The following is a 21581-nucleotide window of genomic DNA, read 5'->3' as shown; positions in this document are numbered from 1 at the left end:
ACAAAACGAGTCTGTTTTCGGTGGATATAATTGTAAATATATAGAATTAAATTACTTTATGTGGTATATGTGTAGATAGGGAGATTATTTCCTTAATTTGTAAGTGGGGGTGGAGGATGGAGTGTACTGAATAGAATGTCTTATGAAATGTCTTCAATGGACGCTGGGGAGGTATCTGCGCGTGAGTCACCCGATCGGGCTGAAACGTAAGAATCGAAGGGAGATGAGTTAAGGTGAAGCAAACGAGACGGAAGACAGGCTGTATCGCAGCACTGAGCTTAATGCTAACCTGCACTATTGCTTCAGGGACTGTTATTCATCCGCAAGTCAGCAAAGCTGCAACCGCAGGGATTAATTATGCAGAGGCACTGCAGAAATCTATCTATTTCTATGAGACACAGCGGTCGGGTGATCTGCCGGCGAACAATCGTGTGGAATGGCGGGGCGATTCGGGGCTGCAGGACGGTGCGGATGTCGGCCACGATCTGACGGGAGGCTGGTATGACGCAGGGGATCATGTTAAATTCGGATTTCCTATGGCGTACACCTCCACCATGCTGGCATGGTCGGTCTATGAATACAAGGATGGATACGTGCAATCGGGGCAGCTGGATGAGATTCTGGACAATATCCGCTGGGCAACAGACTATTTTGTGAAAGCGCATACGGCTCCTAATGAGCTGTGGGGACAGGTCGGCAACGGCACGGCGGATCATAACTGGTGGGGACCGGCGGAGGTCATGCAAATGGCACGTCCATCCTACAAGATTGATGCTGCGCATCCCGGCTCTGATCTGGCAGCGGAGACCGCTGCTGCGCTTGCCTCAGCTTCCATTATTTTCAGGGATTCGGATGCCGCTTATGCGGACAAGCTGCTGCTGCATGCCAAGCAATTATACAATTTTGCCGATACGTACCGCGGGGCTTACTCCGATACAATCACTGATGCCAAGCAGTATTACAATTCGTGGAGCAGCTACGCCGATGAATTAAGCTGGGGCGGTGTCTGGCTGTACTTAGCGACCGGCGAGCAGACCTATCTGGATAAGGCTACTGCCGCCAGCAATCTGTGGGGCACGAACCAAGCCGGAGATTGGGGTTATCAATGGACCCAATCCTGGGATGACAAGCACTACGGTGCACAACTCCTGCTGTCCCGCATTACGGGTGATCCCAAATTCATTCAATCCACTGAACGGAATATGCAGTTTTGGACCACCGGAGTGAACGGTACCTCTGACCGGGTAGCTTATACTCCCGGGGGGCTGGCCCATCTGGACCAATGGGGGGCGCTGCGGTATGCGGCCAACCAGGCATTCATGGCCTTTGTCTATGCGGACTGGGTTTCAGATCCGGTGAAGAAGAACACCGCCCAGACCTTTGCGGAGCGGCAGATTACCTATATGCTGGGCGATAATCCGCGCAATAGCAGCTATGTGATTGGCTTCGGCGCAAATTCGCCCCAGCATCCCCATCACCGCACCTCACACGGCTCTTGGAGCGACAGCCAGACGACTCCTGCGAACCACCGGCATGTGCTGTACGGCGCACTGGTCGGAGGACCTTCCAAGACAGACAGCTACACCGATACAATCAGCGATTATGTCTCCAATGAGGTTGCAACCGATTACAATTCAGCCTTTACCGGCGCTTTGGCCAAAATGATGCTGCTCCACGGGCAGGGCCAGCAGCCGCTTGTGAATTTCCCGCCGGCCGAAACGCGTGAGGATGAAATGTTCACCGAGACCTCTGTGAACGCCAGCGGCAGCAATTTTGTGGAAATCCGTGCGCTGCTCAATAACCGCTCCGGGTGGCCTGCCCGCTCCAGCAGTCAAATGTCCTTCAACTACTATATGGACATAAGTGAGGCTGTGGCTGCAGGGTATGGACCAGCAGATATCACCGTCAAGGCGGGAGGCTACAATCAGGGGGCAACCGTCTCGCAGCTGCTGCCTTATGATGAAGCGAATCATATCTACTACACCAAAGTAGATTTCTCCGGCACACCGATTTATCCGGGCGGACAATCCGCTTACCGCAAGGAGGTCCAGTTCCGGATTGCCGGGCCGCTGAACACCACCTTCTGGGACAACAGTAATGACTTCTCGTTCAAGGGAGTGGCTCCAGGTGCTTCCTCGGCGACGAAGAATCCGTATATTCCGGTATTTGATGCGGGTGTCAAGGTGTACGGGGAGCTGCCTTCCGGCGGCGGAACCCCCGGTGAACCCCAGGTTCCGGGCCGTCCGTCCGGCCTGCAGGCGGTACCCGGCAATGCCAGCGTGGCCTTGAGCTGGAATGCGGTCAGCGGTGCTTCCCAGTATACGGTCAAGCGCTCTCTGGTGAGCGGCGGACCGTACACGGTGATTGGCACGGCAAACGGAGCCGTCTACAGCGACAGCGGGCTGACGAACGGAGTGGACTACTATTACGTGGTGACCGCATCGAACAGTGTGGGGGAGAGTACGGCGTCTGCACAGGCTACGGCCCGGCCGCGCGAGACCACCCCGCCGGTTACTGGAGCTTTGCGTGTACAGTACCGCACCAATGACACAAGTCCCGGCGATTCGCAGATCCGCAGCCAGTTCCGGATTGTCAACACAGGGACCGAGACCATTGCACTCAGTGGTCTGAAGCTGCGCTATTATTACACCGTGGACGGGGACAAGCCGCAGGAATTTCACTGTGACTACGCTGTTGTCGGCAGCGGCAACCTGAGCGGAAGCTTTGTGAAGCTGGACGCGCCGGTATCCCTGGCGGATTCTTATGTGGAGATTTCCTTTGCCGCAGGGGCAGGAAGCCTGGCTCCGGGGGCGGATAGCGGGGAGATTCAGGTGCGGTTCAACAAGACCGACTGGACGGCCTACAATGAGAGCAATGACTATTCCTATGGAGGAACCCAGCAGACCTTCGCGGATTGGGAGAAAGCTACACTTTACCGTGCAGGAACGCTTGTGTGGGGCTTGGAACCATAAATCATTCCAGAGAGGAAGTATGCCGAAATGATGAAGCTGAGTTCAATCAAGAAACCATTCTCCATAGTAATGGCTGCCATCCTGATCATTTCTCTTACAAGCGGTATCTTTAATTTCAGACCCGGGACAGCCAAGGCTGCATCGGTAGAAAAGACAAGATTTCTGCAATTATATGCCCAGCTGAAAGACCCGGCGAGCGGCTATTTCTCGGCGGAAGGCATTCCTTATCACGCGGTGGAGACCCTGCTTAGCGAGGCGCCCAACTACGGGCATATGACCACCTCCGAGGCCTACAGCTACTGGATGTGGCTTGAAGTGCTGTATGGCTATAATACCGGAGACTGGAGCAAGCTCGAAGCCGCCTGGGACAATATGGAGAAATACATCATCCCGGTTAATGAAGGCGACGGCGTGCAGGAGCAGCCGACGATGAGCAATTACAACCCGAATAGTCCGGCAACCTACGCCTCGGAGCTTGCCCAGCCGGACCTGTATCCAAGTGCGCTGAACGGCAAATATACGCCGGGCAAGGACCCGCTGGATGGAGAGCTGAAGTCGACCTACGGTAATAACCAGACCTATCTGATGCACTGGCTGGTGGATGTGGACAACTGGTACGGCTTCGGCAATCTGCTGAATCCTGCGCATACCGCTGCTTATGTGAATACCTTCCAGCGCGGAGTGCAGGAATCCGTCTGGGAAGCGGTAGCGCATCCTTCACAGGATGACAAATCGTTCGGCAAGACGAATGAAGGCTTCATGAGCCTGTTCACCAAGGAAAATAGCGTACCTTCCGCACAATGGCGTTATACGAATGCTACAGACGCGGATGCGCGCGCTGTGCAAGCGATGTACTGGGCCAAGGACCTTGGATACACCAATACGGTCTATCTGAACAAAGCCAAGAAAATGGGCGACTTCCTGCGTTACGGCATGTACGATAAGTACTTCCAGAAAGTCGGCAGCGCTGCTGACGGCACACCTGAAGCGGGAACCGGCAAGGATTCCAGCCAGTATCTGCTGGCCTGGTATACTGCCTGGGGCGGGGGCCTTGGAACAACCGGCAACTGGGCCTGGAGAATTGGCGCGAGCCATGCGCACCAGGGTTATCAGAATGTGGTTGCAGCCTATGCACTGTCCACTGCAGACGGCGGCCTGATTCCGGCTTCGGCAACGGCCGGAGAGGATTGGGGCAAATCGCTGACCCGCCAGCTGGAATTCTACAACTGGCTGCAATCCTCTGAAGGGGCTATTGCAGGCGGTGCCACGAACAGTTATGGCGGTTCATACAGCGCTTATCCCGCCGGAACAAGCACCTTCTATGGCATGGCCTATGACGAGGCTCCAGTCTACCATGACCCGCCATCCAACAATTGGTTCGGGATGCAGGCCTGGAGTGTTGAACGGGTAGCCGAGCTGTATTACATTCTGGCTTCCAGCGGGGATACCACCTCGGCCAATTTCAAAATGGCCAAACGGGTGATTGAGAACTGGATTGACTGGTCTACAGATTATGCCTTTGCGGGCAGCCGTCCGGTAACGGATGCCGCCGGCTATTATCTGGACCTGCAGGGAAACCGGATTCTGGGCGGAGATGATCCGCAGATTGCCACCGTGTCCGCACCCGGCGAGTTCTGGATTCCGGGCAATGTGGAGTGGCAGGGCCAGCCGGATACATGGGGCGGCTTCAACTCTTTTAGCGGCAACAGCGGCCTCAAGGCAGTGACCAAAGATCCCGGACAGGATACCGGCGTGCTGGGCAGCTATATTAAAGCGCTTACGTTCTTTGCCGCAGGAAGCAAAGCGGAACACGGCAGTTATACTGCGCTCGGCGGAACCGCTTCACAATTGGCCAAGTCCCTGCTGGATACAGCCTGGGGCTACAATGATGGACTGGGAATTACGACGCTTGAGAAGCGTGCGGATTATTTCCGGTTCTTCACCAAAGAGGTATATTTCCCTGCGGGCTGGACGGGTACCTTCGGCCAAGGAAACACTATACCGGGCAGCGCGACAGTACCTTCTGATCCGGCCAAGGGCGGAAACGGAGTCTATGCGAGCTATACCGATGTGCTTCCCGATATCAAAAATGATCCAAAGTGGAGTTATCTGGAAGGCAAGTACAACAGCTCGTACAACAAAACAACCAAGACATGGGACAATGGCGCACCTGAGTTCACCTATCACCGCTTCTGGTCACAGGTGGACATCGCTACAGCCTATGCGGAATACGACCGGCTAATCAATAACGGCAGCGGTCCAATACCGACAGCTACACCGACCACAACGCCAACGGCCACGCCGACGGTCACTCCAACAGCTACACCAACGGCCACACCGACAGTAGCGCCAACGGCCACACCAACGGCCACACCGACAGTAGCGCCAACGGCCACACCAACGGCCACACCAACAGCTACGCCGACGCCAACGGCTACACCAACGGTCACGCCAACGGCTACGCCTGCTGCGGCGAACCTGGTGGTTCAATACCGTACAACGGATACGAACGCCACAGATTCGCAGTTCCGTCCGCAGCTGCGGATTGTCAACAACGGGACGACAGCGGTGGACCTCAGTAAGGTCAAGCTCCGTTACTATTACACGATTGACGGAGAGAAACCTCAGCAGTTCAATGTCGATTATGCAACACTCGGCGGCAGCAATGTGCTGGGCAGCTTCGTGAAGCTTGATCCTGCGGTTGCAGGAGCGGATTATTATGTGGAGATTTCCTTCAGCGCCGGTGCCGGCAGTCTGGCACCCGGGGCGAACACCGGGGAAATTCAGCTGCGCATCAACAAAACCGATTGGAGCAATTACAATAAGGCCGATGATTATTCCTATGATTCAACCAAAACGGCTTATACAGACTGGAACCGGGTACCACTGTACTTGAATGGTGTACGGGTATGGGGGGTTCAGCCGTAATAAAGCGGACATTCTGTTGCCGGGAATCCGGCCGGAGTCTGCTGGTCTGAGCATTATTCCGTACAATAACGAATAAAAGAACCTTCAGCTCCACGATCCGGTGGTGTTGAAGGTTCTTTTGTATGCATTAGGGGCTCGTCTCAGGCAGGTGATGCAGTTACACCTGCGGCAGGGGCACAACCTTCTCGGCAGTCTCAATGGTTCCGCCGCCGAGACATGTTTCACCAAGGTAGAACACCACAGCCTGTCCCGGCGTGATCGCCTTCTGCTGAACATCAAATGCAACATGCACGGTTCCGTCCTCCTGCTTCGTCAGCGTAACACCCTGATCCGGCTGGCGGTAGCGGAACTTGGCGGTGCACTTCAGCGGGGTGTCGCCAAGTGTATCTGCATCGATCCAGTTCACACCCGAAGCTGTGAGGCTGGTGGAGTACAGGCTGACATGCTTCTCGCCCTGCACAACATACAGGGTGTTGCTTGCCAGATCCTTCTCGGCCACGAACCAGGGTTCGCCTGTGCCGGAGCCGCCGATACCAAGGCCCTGACGCTGGCCCAGCGTGTAATACATGAGCCCGTCGTGACGGCCTTTGACTTCACCGGTGGCGGTATCGACCATATTGCCCGACTGCGCCGGCAGGTATTGGCTCAGGAATTCACGGAAATTACGTTCTCCGATGAAGCAGACGCCGGTGCTGTCTTTTTTCTTGGCGGTGTAGAGTCCGGCTTCCTCGGCAATTCTCCGCACCTCCGGCTTCGGCAGATGCCCGATCGGGAACATGGCCTTGGAGAGCTGGTACTGGTTCAGTGCATTCAGGAAATAAGTCTGGTCTTTGTTGTTGTCCACGCCGCGCAGCAGCTTGAACATGCCATCCTCTTCCACTACCCGGGCGTAATGTCCGGTAGCCACGTAATCTGCGCCAAGCTGCAGCGCTTTGTTCAGGAATTCCCCGAACTTGATCTCGCGGTTGCACATCACATCCGGATTCGGTGTCCGGCCAGCCTTATATTCTTCGAGGAAATAGGAAAAGACTTTATCAAAGTATTCCTTCTCGAAATTAACGGTATAGTAAGGAATATCGATCTGCTCGCACACGCGGCGCACATCCTCGGCATCGGTCTCCGCCGTACATACGCCGAACTCGTCGGTATCATCCCAATTCTTCATGAAGATGCCGATGACGTCATAACCCTGCTGCTTCAGCAGAAGCGCTGTAACAGAGGAATCGACCCCACCCGACATACCGACGACGACACGGATATCCTGGTTAGCTTTTGTCATCGTGATCACCATTTTCTATGCACAAAATACCGGCGTTCTGACTGAACACCCGGCTCATTGTGTATTATAACATACCTGTCTACCCCAAACAGGACAAGGCTGGTATAAATTCCTGCGAAAAAGAGTCCAAAATTGACAATTTGTCCACCACTGGTGAACAAAATCGCGAATTATTCCCGTTGGGTGTTCCAAATGTGTCCAAAGATATGATAACATAAGCTGAGAGCAAACATCGGAATACGTTGATATGACATATCTCATGTCTAACCAGCGAAACAGGAACCACAGAACCAGCAACTAAACCGAAAGAGGTGCCCCTTTGAAAATATCAACCAAAGGACGTTACGGATTAACCATTATGATGGAGCTTGCCCTGAGATTTGGTGAAGGGCCAACATCACTTAAGAGCATTGCCGAGAAAAACGGACTTTCCGAGCATTATCTGGAGCAACTGATCGCCCCGCTGCGTAATGCCGGACTTGTAAAAAGTATCCGCGGCGCATACGGCGGGTATATTCTGTCCCGCGAGACCAGCACCATTACTGCCGGAGATATCATCCGCGTACTGGAAGGCCCGATTTCTCCTGTGGACTTCACAGAAGAGGATGACCCGGCCAAGCGCGACCTCTGGCTGCGTATCCGCGACAGCATTGCCGATGTGCTGGACTCCACCACATTATCCGATCTGATCAACTTCAAGGAAGAGAGCCACGCGGATAATTATATGTTCTATATTTAAGGTAATTAGGACACAAAGCCCCTTCGAGTCGTCCGCGACTTTGAAGGGGCTTTGTTGTGTTGCTGGATATACATCTCTTTAGAGATAAATGTTGTACGTTTTGCAACTTTGATTCATAGATAGCGAGGTATTTGGGAGGATTGTTGTATGAAATACAAGAATAATCCTGCTAAGCCGCTTGGGTGAGGTGAAATCCTGCATTTTATACAACAATGTTGGATTTGGGCCGATAGGATGAGGGGAAATGTTGTATTATGTGCAGGATTCTATAAAAAACCCCCTGATCTCTGCCACAGATATCGCTGGATCAAGGAATTCTTGCGTCAACATCAGCCGCCTCGCAGTCCGGATGCTTTTATCCCGATTTTCCAATAAATTCCGTAGCATCTTTACGCATAACGCCGCAAACAAAAAAAGGAGACTTTATAAGCCTGCCTTTTGGATGAGCCTAAGGTTCACATTATTCCTCATAAGATTTATCCCCACTGTTATCTCTCCCTTAACCCATCCCTACCATATCCGGTTCTAATAATTATCTGCAATGCATAAGCTACTCTTACCAAACAAGAACGCCTGTTCTATTTTACCATTGCTTAAAAAACTTAATCCTGGTTATAATACAAACAAATGTTCTTATTATACCGGAGGCGATCAGTCATGAAAATGAGTATCGGCCAAACGATTGAAATGATATACCTGGACAAAGCGGGCAAGATTACGCAGCGGAAAATTGAAGTGCATGGAATTCGTGACGGCCGCATACGGGCTACCTGTCTGAGCACCGGCCTGCCCCGTGTTTTCCTGACGGACAGCATCTTGTCCTGGCACCCGGTACAGAGGCAGAAATATGCCTAAAGACCGGATCATTCTGCTCTCGGATTGCCAATCCTTCTATGCAAGTGTCGAAAAGGCTGCGCATCCCGAGTATAAAGATAAGCCTGTCGCAGTCGGCGATCCTACGCGGATGAACGGTATTGTCCTGGCTGCCTGCCCCATCGCCAAATCTCATGGTGTAACCACCGCATCACGCGTGGGTGAAGCCATGACCAAATGCCGGAATCTCGTAGTGATCCGCCCGCGGATGAGTACGTATATCAAGGTCTCGCTGATGATTTCAGAAATCTATAAGGGGTATACCGACCAGGTTGAGGCCTTCAGCATCGATGAGCAGTTTTTGGATGTGACCGGTTCTTTGAGTGTTTTTGGAGGAGATCTGCCGGATATGATTCGTTCCATCCAGCATCATGTCCTGTTATCTACGGGGGTGTGGACCCGGGTGGGAGTCGGACCGACCAAAATTCTGGCCAAGATGGCCAACAACTTTGCCAAGAAGAAGGAAGGAGGGATCTTCAGGCTCGATTACGACAATATAGACACAGAGCTCTGGCCGCTGCCGGTGCATGAAATGTTCATGGTGGCTGGACGGATGACCAAGAATTTTTACCGTATGGGGATTACCACGATTGGCGATATTGCCCGGATGGAGCTGGGGGAATTCAAGCGGAGAATGCGCACAACCATGGGCAAGCAGAGCGATATTCAAGCGGAATATTATTGGCAGACGGCGCGCGGCATTGATCCCAGCCCGGTCGTTACCGGGATACGCCACCAGATCAAGTCGGTCGGGCACGGGAAGGCGCTGCGCTGGAATCTCTATACCCGGCTGCCGGAAATTGAGGTTGTTCTGCTGGAGCTGGTGATCGAGGTGTGCCAGCGGGCGCGGAAATACCGGTATATGGGGTCGGTGGTGTCTATCGTGGTGGCAGAGACGGACGGTAACAAATCTAACTCCTACAGCAGACAAGTGACACTGCCGGAGCCGTCGTCTTTAACGCATGAGGTGGCAGCGGCGGCCTACCGCTTATTTGTGGATCATTGGACGGGGATGCCGCTAAGCCGTCTGGCGATCTCTATCTCCCAGCTGACCGATGACAGTGTCATGCAGCTCACCTTATTCGATGACCGCCTCCGCACATTGAGCAGAGAACGGGCAGTGGATCAGATCAAAACCAGATACGGCAGCCGGGCGCTTATCCGCGCATCCTCTTTGCTGGAATCCGGGGTTGCACTGGAACGGGCGCAGCAGATTGGGGGTCATTATAAATGAGCAAATTAAACGGAAATGAGCGGTGGAAAACTAAGATGTTGATGAGTGAGCATGTGGATCAGTTTGAGGAGAAGCAAGAGGATACGGTTAGAAAAATGATCACTGTCGAGGAGCGGACGATGGTGCGTGACCTCATTTTGCTCCCTTACATAGATACTATGGTCAGCCGGAGCCTGAAGGAGATCGAGCTGTCCAGCAGTATTCTTAAGCGCGCCTTTGTGATTGCCGGTCAAGCGATACAGCGCCGGATCATGCAGGATACCTACCAGCTGCAAAAAGAGCTGAAGCAGCGCAATATCAAAGTGCTGCCCGATGAGCAGGAGGAGTTCCTGGTGTATCACAAAATCTTGTGCCGGGGGTATCAGGAACGGTTCGGACTTACGCGTGATGTGATGCGCACGGAAATAAGCTTAAGGCTGACCAAATATACAGCGGAGCTCGGGGCAGCACTGAAGGATCATCAGAAATTATAACACCAGCTTAGCCGGTGCTGTGGTGCTCCAACGTTTTTAGGTCCCAAGGAGTCAGAACAGTCTTTTTGCCACTTCATTGCACGTTGAAACTCTTGTATACTGAAGCCCTGCCTCCTTCGAGTATAGTAATCTCATGTTATATTACAGGTCTCTAAGGAGACCTTTTTTTCTTGCCCATTAATTTTGTCGTCAGACCCTTTGAAGGCATCGTGGGCAATCTGGAGCGCGCTTCCGTGAGAACAGTATTGGTTGTCACACTATTTTCGTCAAGCTTGCACTGATAGTAATCTTGAATGTGACTTGGTCACTGATCAACTGACTCTTCGGCTGGCATTTGAAGCATTGTTATTAGAGACAAGAGGGAAAGAGGCCTAGGAGATGGCAGCATTTTTTTGACGCGGGCGATTTCAGGAGCTATTCTATTGCTATTCTTCCTAAAAGTTGAGTTTTTGGCGGTGAGCTCCACCTATTCAGGTATACTCCTCTCAATCCCGGCGGAGCTGTTTGTGATGCATGACCCGCTATTCATAATGATATCGCTTACAATTCAAAGGAGCCTTCTTTGCAATTAGTTCCTTTCGAAAGCGGAATTGAGGAAGCTGTAACGGGGAAGGACATGGAGAAGGTGCAGGAGGCATTAGAGCTGTTGATACAATGGCTTTTGGATAGACTATATTAGGAATCTTAATGGAGGAAGTTTGTGATGGCGCTGCATCGTAAAATTTATCTTGCCTTTGTTGTATTTATATTGGTTCCGATCAGTTTGTTGGGGATCGTGTCCTACCGTTTGTCTTACGCCGCGATCAAGGAAAAGGTGGGCCAGGAAACACTTCAAACCCTGCGGGCGACAGACCTCAATATTCGAAATGTGGTAGAGCAGGCCGATTCCTTCTCCGGGTATGTGATTGCATCCGAAGAAATACAGAGTTTCTTAAAACATAATAACAAGGATTCCCTGCTGGACTTCTACTACCAGCGCCAGGCCATTGCCGGAATTCTGTACGGTCAAAATGCACTGGATGATCTGATTCTGTATAGCGCCGGGGGGAGCGACTATCACTTTATGAACGGGGACATCCTCCCGTTTCGGGATTTTCAGCAAACGGATTTTTATCGCCGCATGCTGGAAGCCGAGGGGAAAAGTGTATGGCTGCCGCCCACGGAGAGATACCCGGATCAAAAAAAGTGGTCATTCATGCTCGGCAGGACGATTAAGGACACTTTAACGTTGAAAAATCTCGGCTACCTGATTCTCGAAATCAATATCAAACGCTTCGACGACATCTTCCTCACACGATACCCGGATGGATCAAGGGAACTCCTGATGGACAGCAAAGGGAACATTCTCTATGAAGCCAATCACGACAACATAGGAAAACGTCTGGAACTGCCGATCGTGAATAGTCTGTCCTCTGGGACCGAAGGTACCCTGATCGATACGGAAAGCGGTCAGAAGAGCCTGATTTCCTATATCACATCGGATTCGCTGCATCCGGGGGATGCCCCATACTATCTGATATCTATCAAGCCTTGGAGCGCGGTTTCCAAGGAGACCGATTACATCCGCAATACGACGGTTTGGCTGGTTGGTTTTGTCATCCTGCTGGCTGTGCTGTTTAATTTTCTGTATGTACGGCAAATCGTAAGCTTCATCATTCAATTGCTGGCCCGCATGAAAAAAATAGAAAGCGGTAACCTGAATGCATCCATGCCTGAATACCGTTCGGTAGAACTGTCGCGGCTGGCCTACGGTTTCAACCGGATGAGCAACAGGCTCCGCCAACTGGTCGAGGAGGTTAGGCTGGAGCAGGAGCATAAGCGGAAGGCCCAATTTCAGGTGCTTCAAAACCAGATCAACCCGCATTTTCTGTACAATACGCTTGAATCGGTGAACGCGCTGGCGCTGATGAACCATCAGAAGCCAATCAGCAATATTGTGATCAATCTGGGCAAGCTGCTGCGGTCCAGCATTCATGCGGACGATGAGGTTACAGTCAATCACGAGCTGAATCATGTGGTCAGCTATATTGAAATTCAGAAGGTACGGTTCGATGACCGCTTCTCCTACAAGATAGACGTAGATCATGCCTTGCTGGACCACCATGTACTTAAGCTGGTGCTGCAACCGCTGGTCGAGAACAGTCTGCTTCGCGGATACAGCAAGAAGAAGCCCGATTTTTCCATCCATATTACCGGAGGAATCAATGCGCGGGGGGATGGCTATCTTCGGGTGCAGGATAACGGAACCGGGATTGATGACGACACTTTACAGCGTATACTGCAACAGATGTCGGCTGCCAAGCCCGGGCTCGTTCACGGACTATCCAATGTGCAGGGGCGCTTGCGTATGTGGTACGGGGACACCTATGGTCTGATGATCTGTTCCCACCCTCATGAAGGAACGGCCATTCAATTGAACTTTCCACTGAAACGGGAGGCAGCTAAATGAAATATAAGGTATTGATCGTTGACGATGAGCCACTGATCCTAAAAAGTCTGCAAACTTCAATCAACTGGAGCGGCATGGATTGTAAGGTCATCGGAATCGCGGAAGACGGCGAGGAAGCGCTGGAGCTGATGCAGGCAGGACTTCCGGACATCATATTAACCGATATCTCCATGCCGGGCATGAACGGTATCGAGCTGTTGGAGCAGATAAGCCGCTGGCCCGAGCGCCCAGAAGTGATTATTCTCAGTGGATACAGCGATTTTGAATATGCCCGCAAAGGACTGCAATACCGGGTGTTCGACTATATACTCAAGCCGATTGATCCTCTGGAGCTTGAGAAATGCATCCACAGCATGATCGCATGGTTCCAGGAAAAGGAGCAAGTCAGACACTCCACAATGAAACAGCAGCTATACGATGCGATGATGGGCAGCCGGTTTGACTCCAGTAAGTTCCGCAGTACCGCCATGTACCGGACTGCAGTCATTCTGGCTGACGATTCCAGCGGTTTGCATCTGGTGCAATGGGAAGGAAGGGCGACTCCTGAAGGACTTCGCAGATTCGTCTATTCTACCTCTAAGCGCTACGCTGTGGTCGTATTTTACATAGAAAGTGAGAAAGATGGTTTTGCGGAGTTGACTGCGACTGAGTTGCAGTACCTGGGCAGTCTCCTCGGGGATGACATGTTGATCGCTGCCGGGTCGGTGGTAAGCGGGTTGGAGGAACTCGCGGAATCGTATGATGAGGCCGTCGGCATATTGGATCTGCTGCAAACGCTGAATTCGGCGGAGACTTCTCAGCACCGGGTGTGGACGATTCAGGAGGTGGACCAATCGCTGTCGAGCCGCAAAACGCCGGCCAAACAGATTGGAGCAGCGCTCGCATATATGAATGAGCATTATCGCGAGGATTTGGCTATTGATCAGGTGGCGAAGCATGTAGCCATGAGCACTAGCCATCTCAGCGCACTGCTTAAGCAGATGACGGGCAGCACTTTTTTAGAGCATATGACGGAGCTGAGAATACAGCAGGCCTGTATGCTGCTCTCTGGAACCAACATGAAGACGTATGAGATTGCAAACCAGGTAGGTTATACCGATCAGCGTTATTTCAGCCAGGTGTTCAAGCGCAAAATGAACATGACGCCGAGTGAATACCGGGCGGGATTGTCCCGGAACGCAGATGTATGACCTTATATGAATGAATGACAGAATAGATTTTTCAACATGAATCATAGAAACGCCTCGTTTTTAGATACGCTTACAAAAAATATAATAGGGTTGTAGACAGAGAGGACAAGTTATTGAGAGCACTTACAAACAAAGAGGAGGTTATGATATTGAAGAATCACGGGGTCAAATGGGTAAGCATGATGCTAATGGCAGGGCTGGTTCTTGGTGGCTGCGGGGCGAAGAATAATGCTGCGGAAGAAGTGAAGGGCAGTGAACCAGCAGAGAAGAAAATTGAATTTTTTCAATGGAAAGTGGAAGCGGTATCCTTTTTTGATGAAAAGATCAAAGAATTCGAAGCTGCTAATCCCGGTGTCGAAATTGAGCAGGTCAATGTTCCCGACGGTCCTGCGGTGCTGAAGACCAGAGTTGCCCGGGGGGATATACCGGATATCTTCATTTCCTACCCGATTGAACAAGACTATGTGCTTCGCGCACAAAACGACTATCTGCTTGATCTTACTAACGAAGAATTCGTTAAGAATATCATCCCGGAAGTGCAGGACCGTTATTTGATCGACGGCAAAATGTATGGAGTGGCCTTGAGCCAGAATGCAATGGGCGTCATTTACAACAAGAAAATGTTCGCTGAGAACAAGATCGAGATTCCTCAAACCTGGGATGAATTTGTCGCTACCATGGAGAAATTCAAGCAGCTCGGCATAACTCCGATTCTGATGCCTAATGCGACAGCCGATGTTAGCGCCTTCAATATGAACCTGTTGGCCAACTCGTTTGACAAGGCATACTGGGAGAAAGCCAACAAGGGAGAAGCGAAAATCGAGGGTGACCCGCTTTGGGAAGATATCGCCAAGAAAATGCTAGTAGCTTATGATTATGCGCAAAAGGATTCGATCGCAACCAAGGCGGATCAGATCAACCAAAGGTTCGTGAATGGTGAAGGCGCCATGTATGTCATGGGGACATTTATATTGCCGCAATTAGAAAAGCTGAACCCGGAATTTGAATATGGCATGTTCCCGTTCCCGGCCACCAATGATAAAGACAAGAATCTGGTTCTTGGCGGAGTGGACACCGGATTCACGATATCGTCCCAAGCCAAGTATCCGGAAGAAGCTAAGAAGTTCCTTGCCTTCCTCACCTCTAAAGAGAGCGCACAACAGTTCTCCGACTATGAAGGCAGTATCAGTGCGGTGAAGGATGTCCAAATGAACAAGGAGCAAGTGAAACAGATCGCTGAGCTAGTGAAAGAGGGACGTTCCTCGAACTGGCCTAACCACTACTGGCACGGAGGGACTGGAGCGGAGAACGATTTCCGTAAATACTCGCAGCAATTCCTGATGAGCAGAGACAGCAAGGCGTATCTAAAGAATCTGAACGACATGTTCATAATGTATAAAGAATAGAGAAATTATAGATAGAGAAAGGGTGTTGACACATGCGACAGAAAGGTGGGCGTGCCTCCTGGATAAATGCCGGGTTTATACTGCCCGGGTTGCTGTTGCTGATTGTCTTTCATACGTACCCGCTGATATCTGGATTTGTTTACAGTCTTACGGACTGGAACGGAGTGGCGAGAAGCTTTGACTTCATCGGGTTGGACAATTATGTATCATTGCTGACGGATGCCCGAATTCTAAATACACTATTATTCACTTTTAAGTATGCGCTGGTGTGCGCGGTCATAGCCAATGTAGTGGCTCTGGCCGCGGCCCTCGCGCTCAATCGCAAGATGCGGTTCAGAAATATGCTCCGTTCGATTTATTTTTTACCATCTGTTCTTGGCCTCTTAATTATCGGGTATATTTGGCGGGAAATCTTCGGCAAAGTGATTCCTTTACTAGGAAATTCTCTTCATATCAGTTTTTTGCAAAGTAATTTGCTATCCGATTCTGACTTAGTATTCTGGGCAGTTGCGTTAGTTACGGTATGGCAGTCAGCTCCTCTGCTGCTTGTGATTTACCTGGCAGGACTGCAGACCATTCCTACCGATCTGTATGAGGCGGCAAGCATCGACGGGGCAAACCGGTTCAATGAATTTGCGAAAATTACGCTTCCGTTGATCATGCCATCCATTACGATATGTTTTGTCCTGGCCATGAAGAATAACCTGATGGTGTACGATTTGCTCGTCGCCCTGACCGGTGGCGGACCAGGCTTCAGTACCGAGTCCGTAACGATGCTGATCTATAACGTCGGAATTCTAAATAACCGCTATGCCTATGGGCTGGCCTCTTCGATTCTGCTGTTTATCATTATTCTCCTGACCGCTTTGCTGCAAGTTATGCTGTTACGGCGGAAGGAGGTGCAGCTGTAATGAAGTCGAACCGTTATGCAAATTGGGCTATACAGCTTCTGGTATGGCTTGGGGCCGCACTGATGCTGTTTCCGCTCTATCTGACTGTTACCGTTGCACTGAAGAAGCCTGGGGAGGGCGGCAATATTATGACTTTTCCCAAAGAAATATACTTTGGGAATTTCAAACAGGCTATTGAGCTCGGACGATATTTCGAGGGATTGCTGAATTCGACCTTCATTACAGTCATCTCCCTGTTCCTGATCATTTTGTTCGGGGCGAGCACTGCCTATGGCATTTCCCGAAGCCGTTCCAAGTCTGCCCGCATTCTGTACTACTTCTTTATCAGTGGAATGTTCGTTCCGTTTCAGGTGCTTATGCTGCCTCTGCTGAAGCAGATCAGCGCATTTGGATTACTGAATAAATACGGTGTTATATTGCTCTATACGACTTACAGCCTGTTTCAAAGCGTCTTTCTCTACACTGGCTATCTAAAGTCGATTCCGAAGGAACTGGAGGAAGCGGCTCAGGTGGATGGATACGGGCCGTTCAGGCTGTTCTGGAAAATCATTTTCCCGCTGCTGAAGCCGATGACCGCCACGCTGATCATTCTGAATACGATCTGGATCTGGAATGATTTCCTGCTGCCGCTGGTTATGCTGTCCGATCCGGGCGAATATACGCTGCCTTTGCTCCAATATGTATTCCAGACACAATATTCTACGGATTTCAGCTTGGCATTCGCGTCCTATCTGCTGGTTATGCTGCCGGTATTGCTTGTATATTCCGGCCTGCAAAAATACATTATTAACGGGATCGTAAGCGGCGCTGTCAAATAATGCAGGCCCGGATCTGAAGGGAGATTATAAAGAGATGAGTGAACTATACAATCTGATCCACAAACAATCCGGCAAAAGCAGACGGCAATCGAGCTGGGACCAAACCGGGGGGAACCGGGATAATGTCACGGTCAAGGCAGGTGCCTCCTTATCCATCGGTCAAATTAAGGGATCAGGAATCATCCGTCACATTTGGATCACAATCGCTTCTGAAGAGCAGTATGTATTCCGAAAAATGCGTCTGCGCATGTTTTGGGATGGTGAAGCCGCGCCGAGTGTCGATTGCCCGATCGGTGATTTTTTCGGAGTCGGACACGGAGTAGCCAGCCATTTTGTGTCTCAGCCTCTGAATATGATTACTTCGCAGCATGAGATAGAGACCAAAGCGGCGATGAACTGTTTCTTTCAGATGCCCTACCGCAAAGAGGCGGTCATTGATATCGTGAATGAATGCGAGCAGGATATCGTGTTGTATTACTATATCGATTACACAGAAATGGCCGTAAGCGATGATTGCTTTTATTTTCATGCCCAGTGGAGACGCGAGAATCCAACGGCGGGCAACATGGACCTTGCGGCGCTGCGTCCGGCGCATGATCTGCAAACCGATCCGTGGTGGAGCGAGAATCAGGTGAATGCGGCCAAAAATCTGTCGGGAACCGAGAATTACTGCATCCTGGATGCAGAAGGAGAAGGTCACTACGTTGGCTGTAATCTGAGCATAGACCATATCGACCCGATTCCTGGCTTCAGCTGGCCGGGGGAAGGCGACGATATGTTCTTCATCGACGGAGACCAGTGGCCGCCGACGCTGCATGGCACGGGTACGGAGGATTATTTCTGTGCGGCCTGGGGATACCCCTCGGGGAAATATGATTCCCCGTATCACGGGATCTCACTAGCGGCACCGCTTCGGGGCTATGGACCTGCATGGCGCTCGAAGGCAACGATTCCCTTTAAAGATTATTCCGGTAAATGGACCATGTACCGGTTCCATCTATTGGACCCGATTATATTCAGCAAGTCCTTGCGCTTCAGCATTGAGCATGGCCACGGCAATAGTCAATCCAATGACTATTCTTCGGTCGCTTACTGGTATCAACGTGAGCCGCATAAGGCATTTCCGGAAATGCTGCCGGTGAATCTCCGGCTTCCGCTGTCCGAGAAGGAGAGCGCACGCAAATTTTATCAGGGCTTCTAGCAGGCGAGAGAATTAATTATTCAATATTTCCCGAGGAGGAATTTTTAATGAAGGGCAGCAGACATATTTTCTTTATGCCGGAAAAGGAACGGGCGCCGATGCCTGGTACTGACGTATGCGGGGATTTTATGCCATTTTACCATGAGGGTGTTTACTACCTGTTCTATTTGTATAAATTTTGTATTTATTATACCACCACGAAGGATTTCGTAAGCTACACCGACCCGGAGCCCGCACTCATTTGCGGCAGTCCCGAAGATCAGCATTGGCATATTGGCACCGGCAGCGTCATCCACCGGGACGGCGTCTTCCATTTCTATTTCTCGGCATTTAATGAGGGGCATAAGGATATTGAAGGGAAATTCGAGCAGGTGCTGATGCGGGCAACGAGCACGGATCTCAGAAGCTGGACTTTTGATCCTGACTTTTTTGTGACACCGGATGTGGAGCATTACGGCAATTTGCACTGGCGTGACCCGCATGCCTTTTGGAATGAAGAAGCGGGCTGTTACTGGCTGGCCGTGACGGCGACCGAGAAGGATGAACTGCTCCACCGGAGCAGCTGTACCCATATCATGACTTCTCCGGATTTGAACGAATGGACGCACAGCAAGAAGCTGTACGCCCCTCGCATGTTCGACTCCCAGGAATGTCACGACTTCTTCAAGATCGGCGATAAATGGTATATGATCTTCTCCAACCTGACCCGCTGGTGGGAGACCCGTTACCGGATGGCTGACAGCCCCGATGGGCCATGGATCACGCCAAGCTTCGATGATATGTTTGACGGACGGGCGTTCTATGCAGCTAAGACCGTAACCGACGGTGAGCGCCATTATCTGGTGGGCTGGCAGGGCATCCGGATGAACATGGACGACAACGCCAAGTATCAATGGGGAGGCAGTGTGCTGGTTCATGAACTGGTGCAGCGTCCGGATGGGATGCTTGGCGTGATGCCGGTCCCAGCGGTGGAGCAGTCCTTCGACCGCTCGCTGGTGCTTGACCCCGAAGTCCATCTGGGTGAATGGAGCGGGACAACCAGCATCACGGGTATTGAGCGTTATGGTTTTGGTTGGCAGGAGCTCGTGCAGCTTCCGGAACAAGCTCTGCTCCAGGTGGATGTAGACTGGAAGCCGGGAACCGGTGCCTTTGGCTGGATGCTGCACACGGGTGGAGACAAGCTGGAACAATGGTGCCAGGTTCGTATAGAGCCTGAGAGGGGGAGACTCCTGTTTGATCGTTCGAACAAATTCCACGATGATTATCATTATATCGAAGAACGTCCAATCTCCCTCAAAGCAGGGGAGCCGGTCCGGATCAAGGTATTCATCAGCGGCAACATCGTTGTCGCCTATGCCAATGATGTTGCGCTGGCCGCCAGAGCCTATGATTTCCCTACAGGGGGAGCCGGCCTGTTCATCGAGAACGGTGAAGCGGTCTTTACAAATCTTGAGATCAGAGGAAATGCCGAGGCATCACTTTAAACTAATAATTCAAAAGAACCTCCGGTTGCCACGTTGTGATGGCAGACGGAGGTTTTTTTGAAAACCAAAAATATTGAACACAGGATAAAGAACTTGGAATATAAAGCGCTTTCTTAATGTTATATACTCAAGGCACGTTAAAAGAAAGGGGTTGCAAACATTGTCGAATTTGTTTTACAGGCCGGCAGGAGCCTGGGTGGGAGACCTCATTCCCTACTATAAAGACGGTACATTCCGTTTGTTCTATCTTCATGACTGGAGGGAGAATAAGAGTATTCACGGGGAGGGAACTTCCTGGTTTGAGCTCCGCACAAGCGATTTTGTACACTATGAAGAAATGGGCGAAATGCTGAAGCATGGAAGTGTGAGCGAGCAGGATCTCAACTGTTACACCGGCTCGATCATCGAAGCCCATGGAGAATATCATCTGTTCTACACCGGCCTCAATCCGAATCCGGAATTCGTGGAGAACGGAGTGCCGCTCCAATGCGTCATGCACGCGGTGAGCACGGATATGGAGCAGTGGCGGAAAATCCCCGAGGATACCTTCTATTCCGACGGAATTCAATATGAAAGGCATGACTGGCGCGATCCCTTTGTATTCTGGAACGAAGAGGCGGGAGAGTACTGGATGCTTCTCGCCGCAAGGAACAAAGAAGGGCCTTCCCGGCGCCGGGGAAGTATCGGACTCTGTGCTTCCAAGGATCTGAGGCAATGGGAGATCCGCGAACCGTTCTGGAATCCAAATATGTACGTGACACATGAATGCCCGGACTTATTTCAAATCGGGGAATGGTGGTATCTGGTCTACTCCACGTTCTCGGAGCGGTTTGTCACCCATTACCGCATGAGTAAATCTTTAAGCGGTCCTTGGACGGCACCGAGAAACGATGCGTTTGACGCCAGGGCGTTCTATGCCGCCAAAACATGGAGTGACGGAAACAAGCGATATGCTTTTGGCTGGGACCCCAGCAAGGAAAACGAGGATGACTACGGTGATTGGCAATGGGCGGGGAATCTGGTCGTGCATGAACTCGTTCAGGAACAGGATGGAACATTAACGGTTCGTATCCCGGAGACAGTCTCCCGTCATTTTGCCAATGAACAGGCTGCCGTGTGGGGTTCCCGGCTTGGGGATTGGAAGGAGTCAGAGGGAGGCATAGCGGCGGTGGCTGACGAGACCTTCTCTTGCATATCTGCGGGTTCCATGCCGGAAATCTGCAAAATTTCGGCCCGGTTATCCTTCTCCGAAGGAACCAGAAGCTGCGGTATTATGCTTCGTGTTAGCGAGGACAACGACGATGCCTATTATATTCGCCTGGAACCCATTCATAACCGCCTGGTGTTCGACATGTGGCCCCGCCGGATAGAGGGTGAGATGCAGTGGCATATCAAAGGAGACCACCCGCATGCGGTAGAGCTGGAAGTACCCATAGAGTTGCATGCCGATACGGATTATAATATCGAGATTGTTGTGGAGAATTCGGTTTGCGTCGTATACTTGGCCGACCAGGTCGCCATGACTACACGTTTGTATAATTTAAAAACCGGCAACTGGGGCTGTTTTGTTCAGGAAGGCCGGGCGAATTTCGAACAGGCATCCATTTCGGTTCCCAACTAACAG

Annotated in this window: 15 protein-coding genes; 14 read left to right on the top strand and 1 reads right to left on the bottom strand. The window is 51.3% G+C overall.

All coding sequences use genetic code 11. The features are described from left to right. The first annotated feature begins 281 nt into the window (after positions 1-281). Positions 282-2972 (top strand): glycoside hydrolase family 9 protein, encoded by a 2691-nt coding sequence (locus NSU01_RS27690; RefSeq protein WP_076245248.1) that lies wholly within the window; start codon positions 282-284, stop codon positions 2970-2972. A gap of 30 nt (positions 2973-3002) precedes the next feature. Then, positions 3003-5900, top strand: a complete 2898-nt coding sequence (locus NSU01_RS27685) for a glycoside hydrolase family 48 protein (RefSeq protein WP_083705597.1) — start codon at positions 3003-3005, stop codon at positions 5898-5900. A 157-nt stretch (positions 5901-6057) separates the two neighbouring features. On the opposite strand, the gene mnmA is transcribed toward NSU01_RS27685, so the two are convergent. Further along, positions 6058-7179 carry a tRNA 2-thiouridine(34) synthase MnmA gene (gene mnmA, locus NSU01_RS27680; RefSeq protein ID WP_179093541.1) on the bottom strand — a complete coding sequence of 374 codons (1122 nt, stop codon included), beginning with the start codon at positions 7177-7179 and terminating at the stop codon, positions 6058-6060. 319 nt (positions 7180-7498) lie between these two features. Between mnmA and NSU01_RS27675 the strand changes: the two genes are divergently transcribed. The 12 genes from NSU01_RS27675 (at position 7499) to NSU01_RS27620 (ending at position 21578) form a co-directional block, all read left to right on the top strand. After that, positions 7499-7918 (top strand): Rrf2 family transcriptional regulator, encoded by a 420-nt coding sequence (locus NSU01_RS27675; protein ID WP_039294546.1) that lies wholly within the window; start codon positions 7499-7501, stop codon positions 7916-7918. Between the two features lie 657 nt (positions 7919-8575). Further along, the gene (locus NSU01_RS27670; RefSeq protein ID WP_081970197.1) at positions 8576-8773 is read left to right on the top strand and encodes a hypothetical protein; all 198 of its coding nucleotides are present in this window, start codon (positions 8576-8578) and stop codon (positions 8771-8773) included. Further along, positions 8766-10025: a DNA polymerase IV gene (locus NSU01_RS27665; protein WP_076245151.1), complete on the top strand. Its 1260-nt coding sequence runs from the start codon at positions 8766-8768 to the stop codon at positions 10023-10025. Before NSU01_RS27670 ends, NSU01_RS27665 begins: the two co-directional genes overlap by 8 nt. Next, positions 10022-10498: a hypothetical protein gene (locus NSU01_RS27660; RefSeq protein ID WP_042139525.1), complete on the top strand. Its 477-nt coding sequence runs from the start codon at positions 10022-10024 to the stop codon at positions 10496-10498. The genes NSU01_RS27665 and NSU01_RS27660 overlap by 4 nt, the downstream gene beginning before the upstream one ends. Before the next feature lie 703 nt (positions 10499-11201). After that, positions 11202-12947, top strand: coding sequence for a sensor histidine kinase (locus NSU01_RS27655; protein ID WP_076245149.1), 1746 nt, complete (start codon positions 11202-11204; stop codon positions 12945-12947). Then, on the top strand, positions 12944-14137 hold the full coding sequence (locus NSU01_RS27650) for a response regulator (RefSeq protein WP_042139523.1): 1194 nt from the start codon (positions 12944-12946) through the stop codon (positions 14135-14137). Before NSU01_RS27655 ends, NSU01_RS27650 begins: the two co-directional genes overlap by 4 nt. Positions 14138-14286: 149 nt before the next feature. Beyond that, positions 14287-15543, top strand: a complete 1257-nt coding sequence (locus NSU01_RS27645) for an extracellular solute-binding protein (RefSeq protein ID WP_076245147.1) — start codon at positions 14287-14289, stop codon at positions 15541-15543. A gap of 32 nt (positions 15544-15575) precedes the next feature. After that, complete coding sequence (locus NSU01_RS27640; RefSeq protein WP_076245145.1) at positions 15576-16454, top strand: sugar ABC transporter permease; 879 nt, start codon at positions 15576-15578, stop codon at positions 16452-16454. Further along, positions 16454-17272, top strand: coding sequence for a carbohydrate ABC transporter permease (locus NSU01_RS27635; RefSeq protein ID WP_076245142.1), 819 nt, complete (start codon positions 16454-16456; stop codon positions 17270-17272). The genes NSU01_RS27640 and NSU01_RS27635 overlap by 1 nt, the downstream gene beginning before the upstream one ends. A gap of 34 nt (positions 17273-17306) precedes the next feature. Continuing rightward, positions 17307-18473: a glycoside hydrolase family 172 protein gene (locus NSU01_RS27630; RefSeq protein WP_076245139.1), complete on the top strand. Its 1167-nt coding sequence runs from the start codon at positions 17307-17309 to the stop codon at positions 18471-18473. A gap of 47 nt (positions 18474-18520) precedes the next feature. After that, on the top strand, positions 18521-19957 hold the full coding sequence (locus NSU01_RS27625) for a glycoside hydrolase family 32 protein (protein ID WP_076245136.1): 1437 nt from the start codon (positions 18521-18523) through the stop codon (positions 19955-19957). A gap of 160 nt (positions 19958-20117) precedes the next feature. After that, the gene (locus tag NSU01_RS27620) at positions 20118-21578 is read left to right on the top strand and encodes a glycoside hydrolase domain-containing protein (protein ID WP_076245134.1); all 1461 of its coding nucleotides are present in this window, start codon (positions 20118-20120) and stop codon (positions 21576-21578) included. Positions 21579-21581 lie beyond the last annotated feature (3 nt).

It is taken from the genome of Paenibacillus sp. FSL H8-0259 (assembly GCF_037963255.1).
Lineage (GTDB): Bacteria > Bacillota > Bacilli > Paenibacillales > Paenibacillaceae > Paenibacillus_AQ > Paenibacillus_AQ phytohabitans.
Note: the sequence above shows the minus strand (reverse complement) of the source record. Positions and strands in the feature narration are given on the sequence as shown.

What these genes read in the sequence shown, in the direction of transcription:
- NSU01_RS27635 (WP_076245142.1), top strand. Translation starts at nt 16,454, where the DNA reads ATGAAGTCGAACCGTTATGCAAATTGGGCTATACAGCTTCTGGTATGG.
- NSU01_RS27640 (WP_076245145.1), top strand. Translation starts at nt 15,576, where the DNA reads ATGCGACAGAAAGGTGGGCGTGCCTCCTGGATAAATGCCGGGTTTATA.
- NSU01_RS27660 (WP_042139525.1), top strand. Translation starts at nt 10,022, where the DNA reads ATGAGCAAATTAAACGGAAATGAGCGGTGGAAAACTAAGATGTTGATG.
- NSU01_RS27670 (WP_081970197.1), top strand. Translation starts at nt 8,576, where the DNA reads ATGAAAATGAGTATCGGCCAAACGATTGAAATGATATACCTGGACAAA.
- NSU01_RS27655 (WP_076245149.1), top strand. Translation starts at nt 11,202, where the DNA reads ATGGCGCTGCATCGTAAAATTTATCTTGCCTTTGTTGTATTTATATTG.
- NSU01_RS27690 (WP_076245248.1), top strand. Translation starts at nt 282, where the DNA reads ATGCTAACCTGCACTATTGCTTCAGGGACTGTTATTCATCCGCAAGTC.
- NSU01_RS27630 (WP_076245139.1), top strand. Translation starts at nt 17,307, where the DNA reads ATGAGTGAACTATACAATCTGATCCACAAACAATCCGGCAAAAGCAGA.
- NSU01_RS27650 (WP_042139523.1), top strand. Translation starts at nt 12,944, where the DNA reads ATGAAATATAAGGTATTGATCGTTGACGATGAGCCACTGATCCTAAAA.
- NSU01_RS27685 (WP_083705597.1), top strand. Translation starts at nt 3,003, where the DNA reads ATGAAGCTGAGTTCAATCAAGAAACCATTCTCCATAGTAATGGCTGCC.
- mnmA (WP_179093541.1), bottom strand. Translation starts at nt 7,179, where the DNA reads ATGACAAAAGCTAACCAGGATATCCGTGTCGTCGTCGGTATGTCGGGT.
- NSU01_RS27625 (WP_076245136.1), top strand. Translation starts at nt 18,521, where the DNA reads ATGAAGGGCAGCAGACATATTTTCTTTATGCCGGAAAAGGAACGGGCG.
- NSU01_RS27665 (WP_076245151.1), top strand. Translation starts at nt 8,766, where the DNA reads ATGCCTAAAGACCGGATCATTCTGCTCTCGGATTGCCAATCCTTCTAT.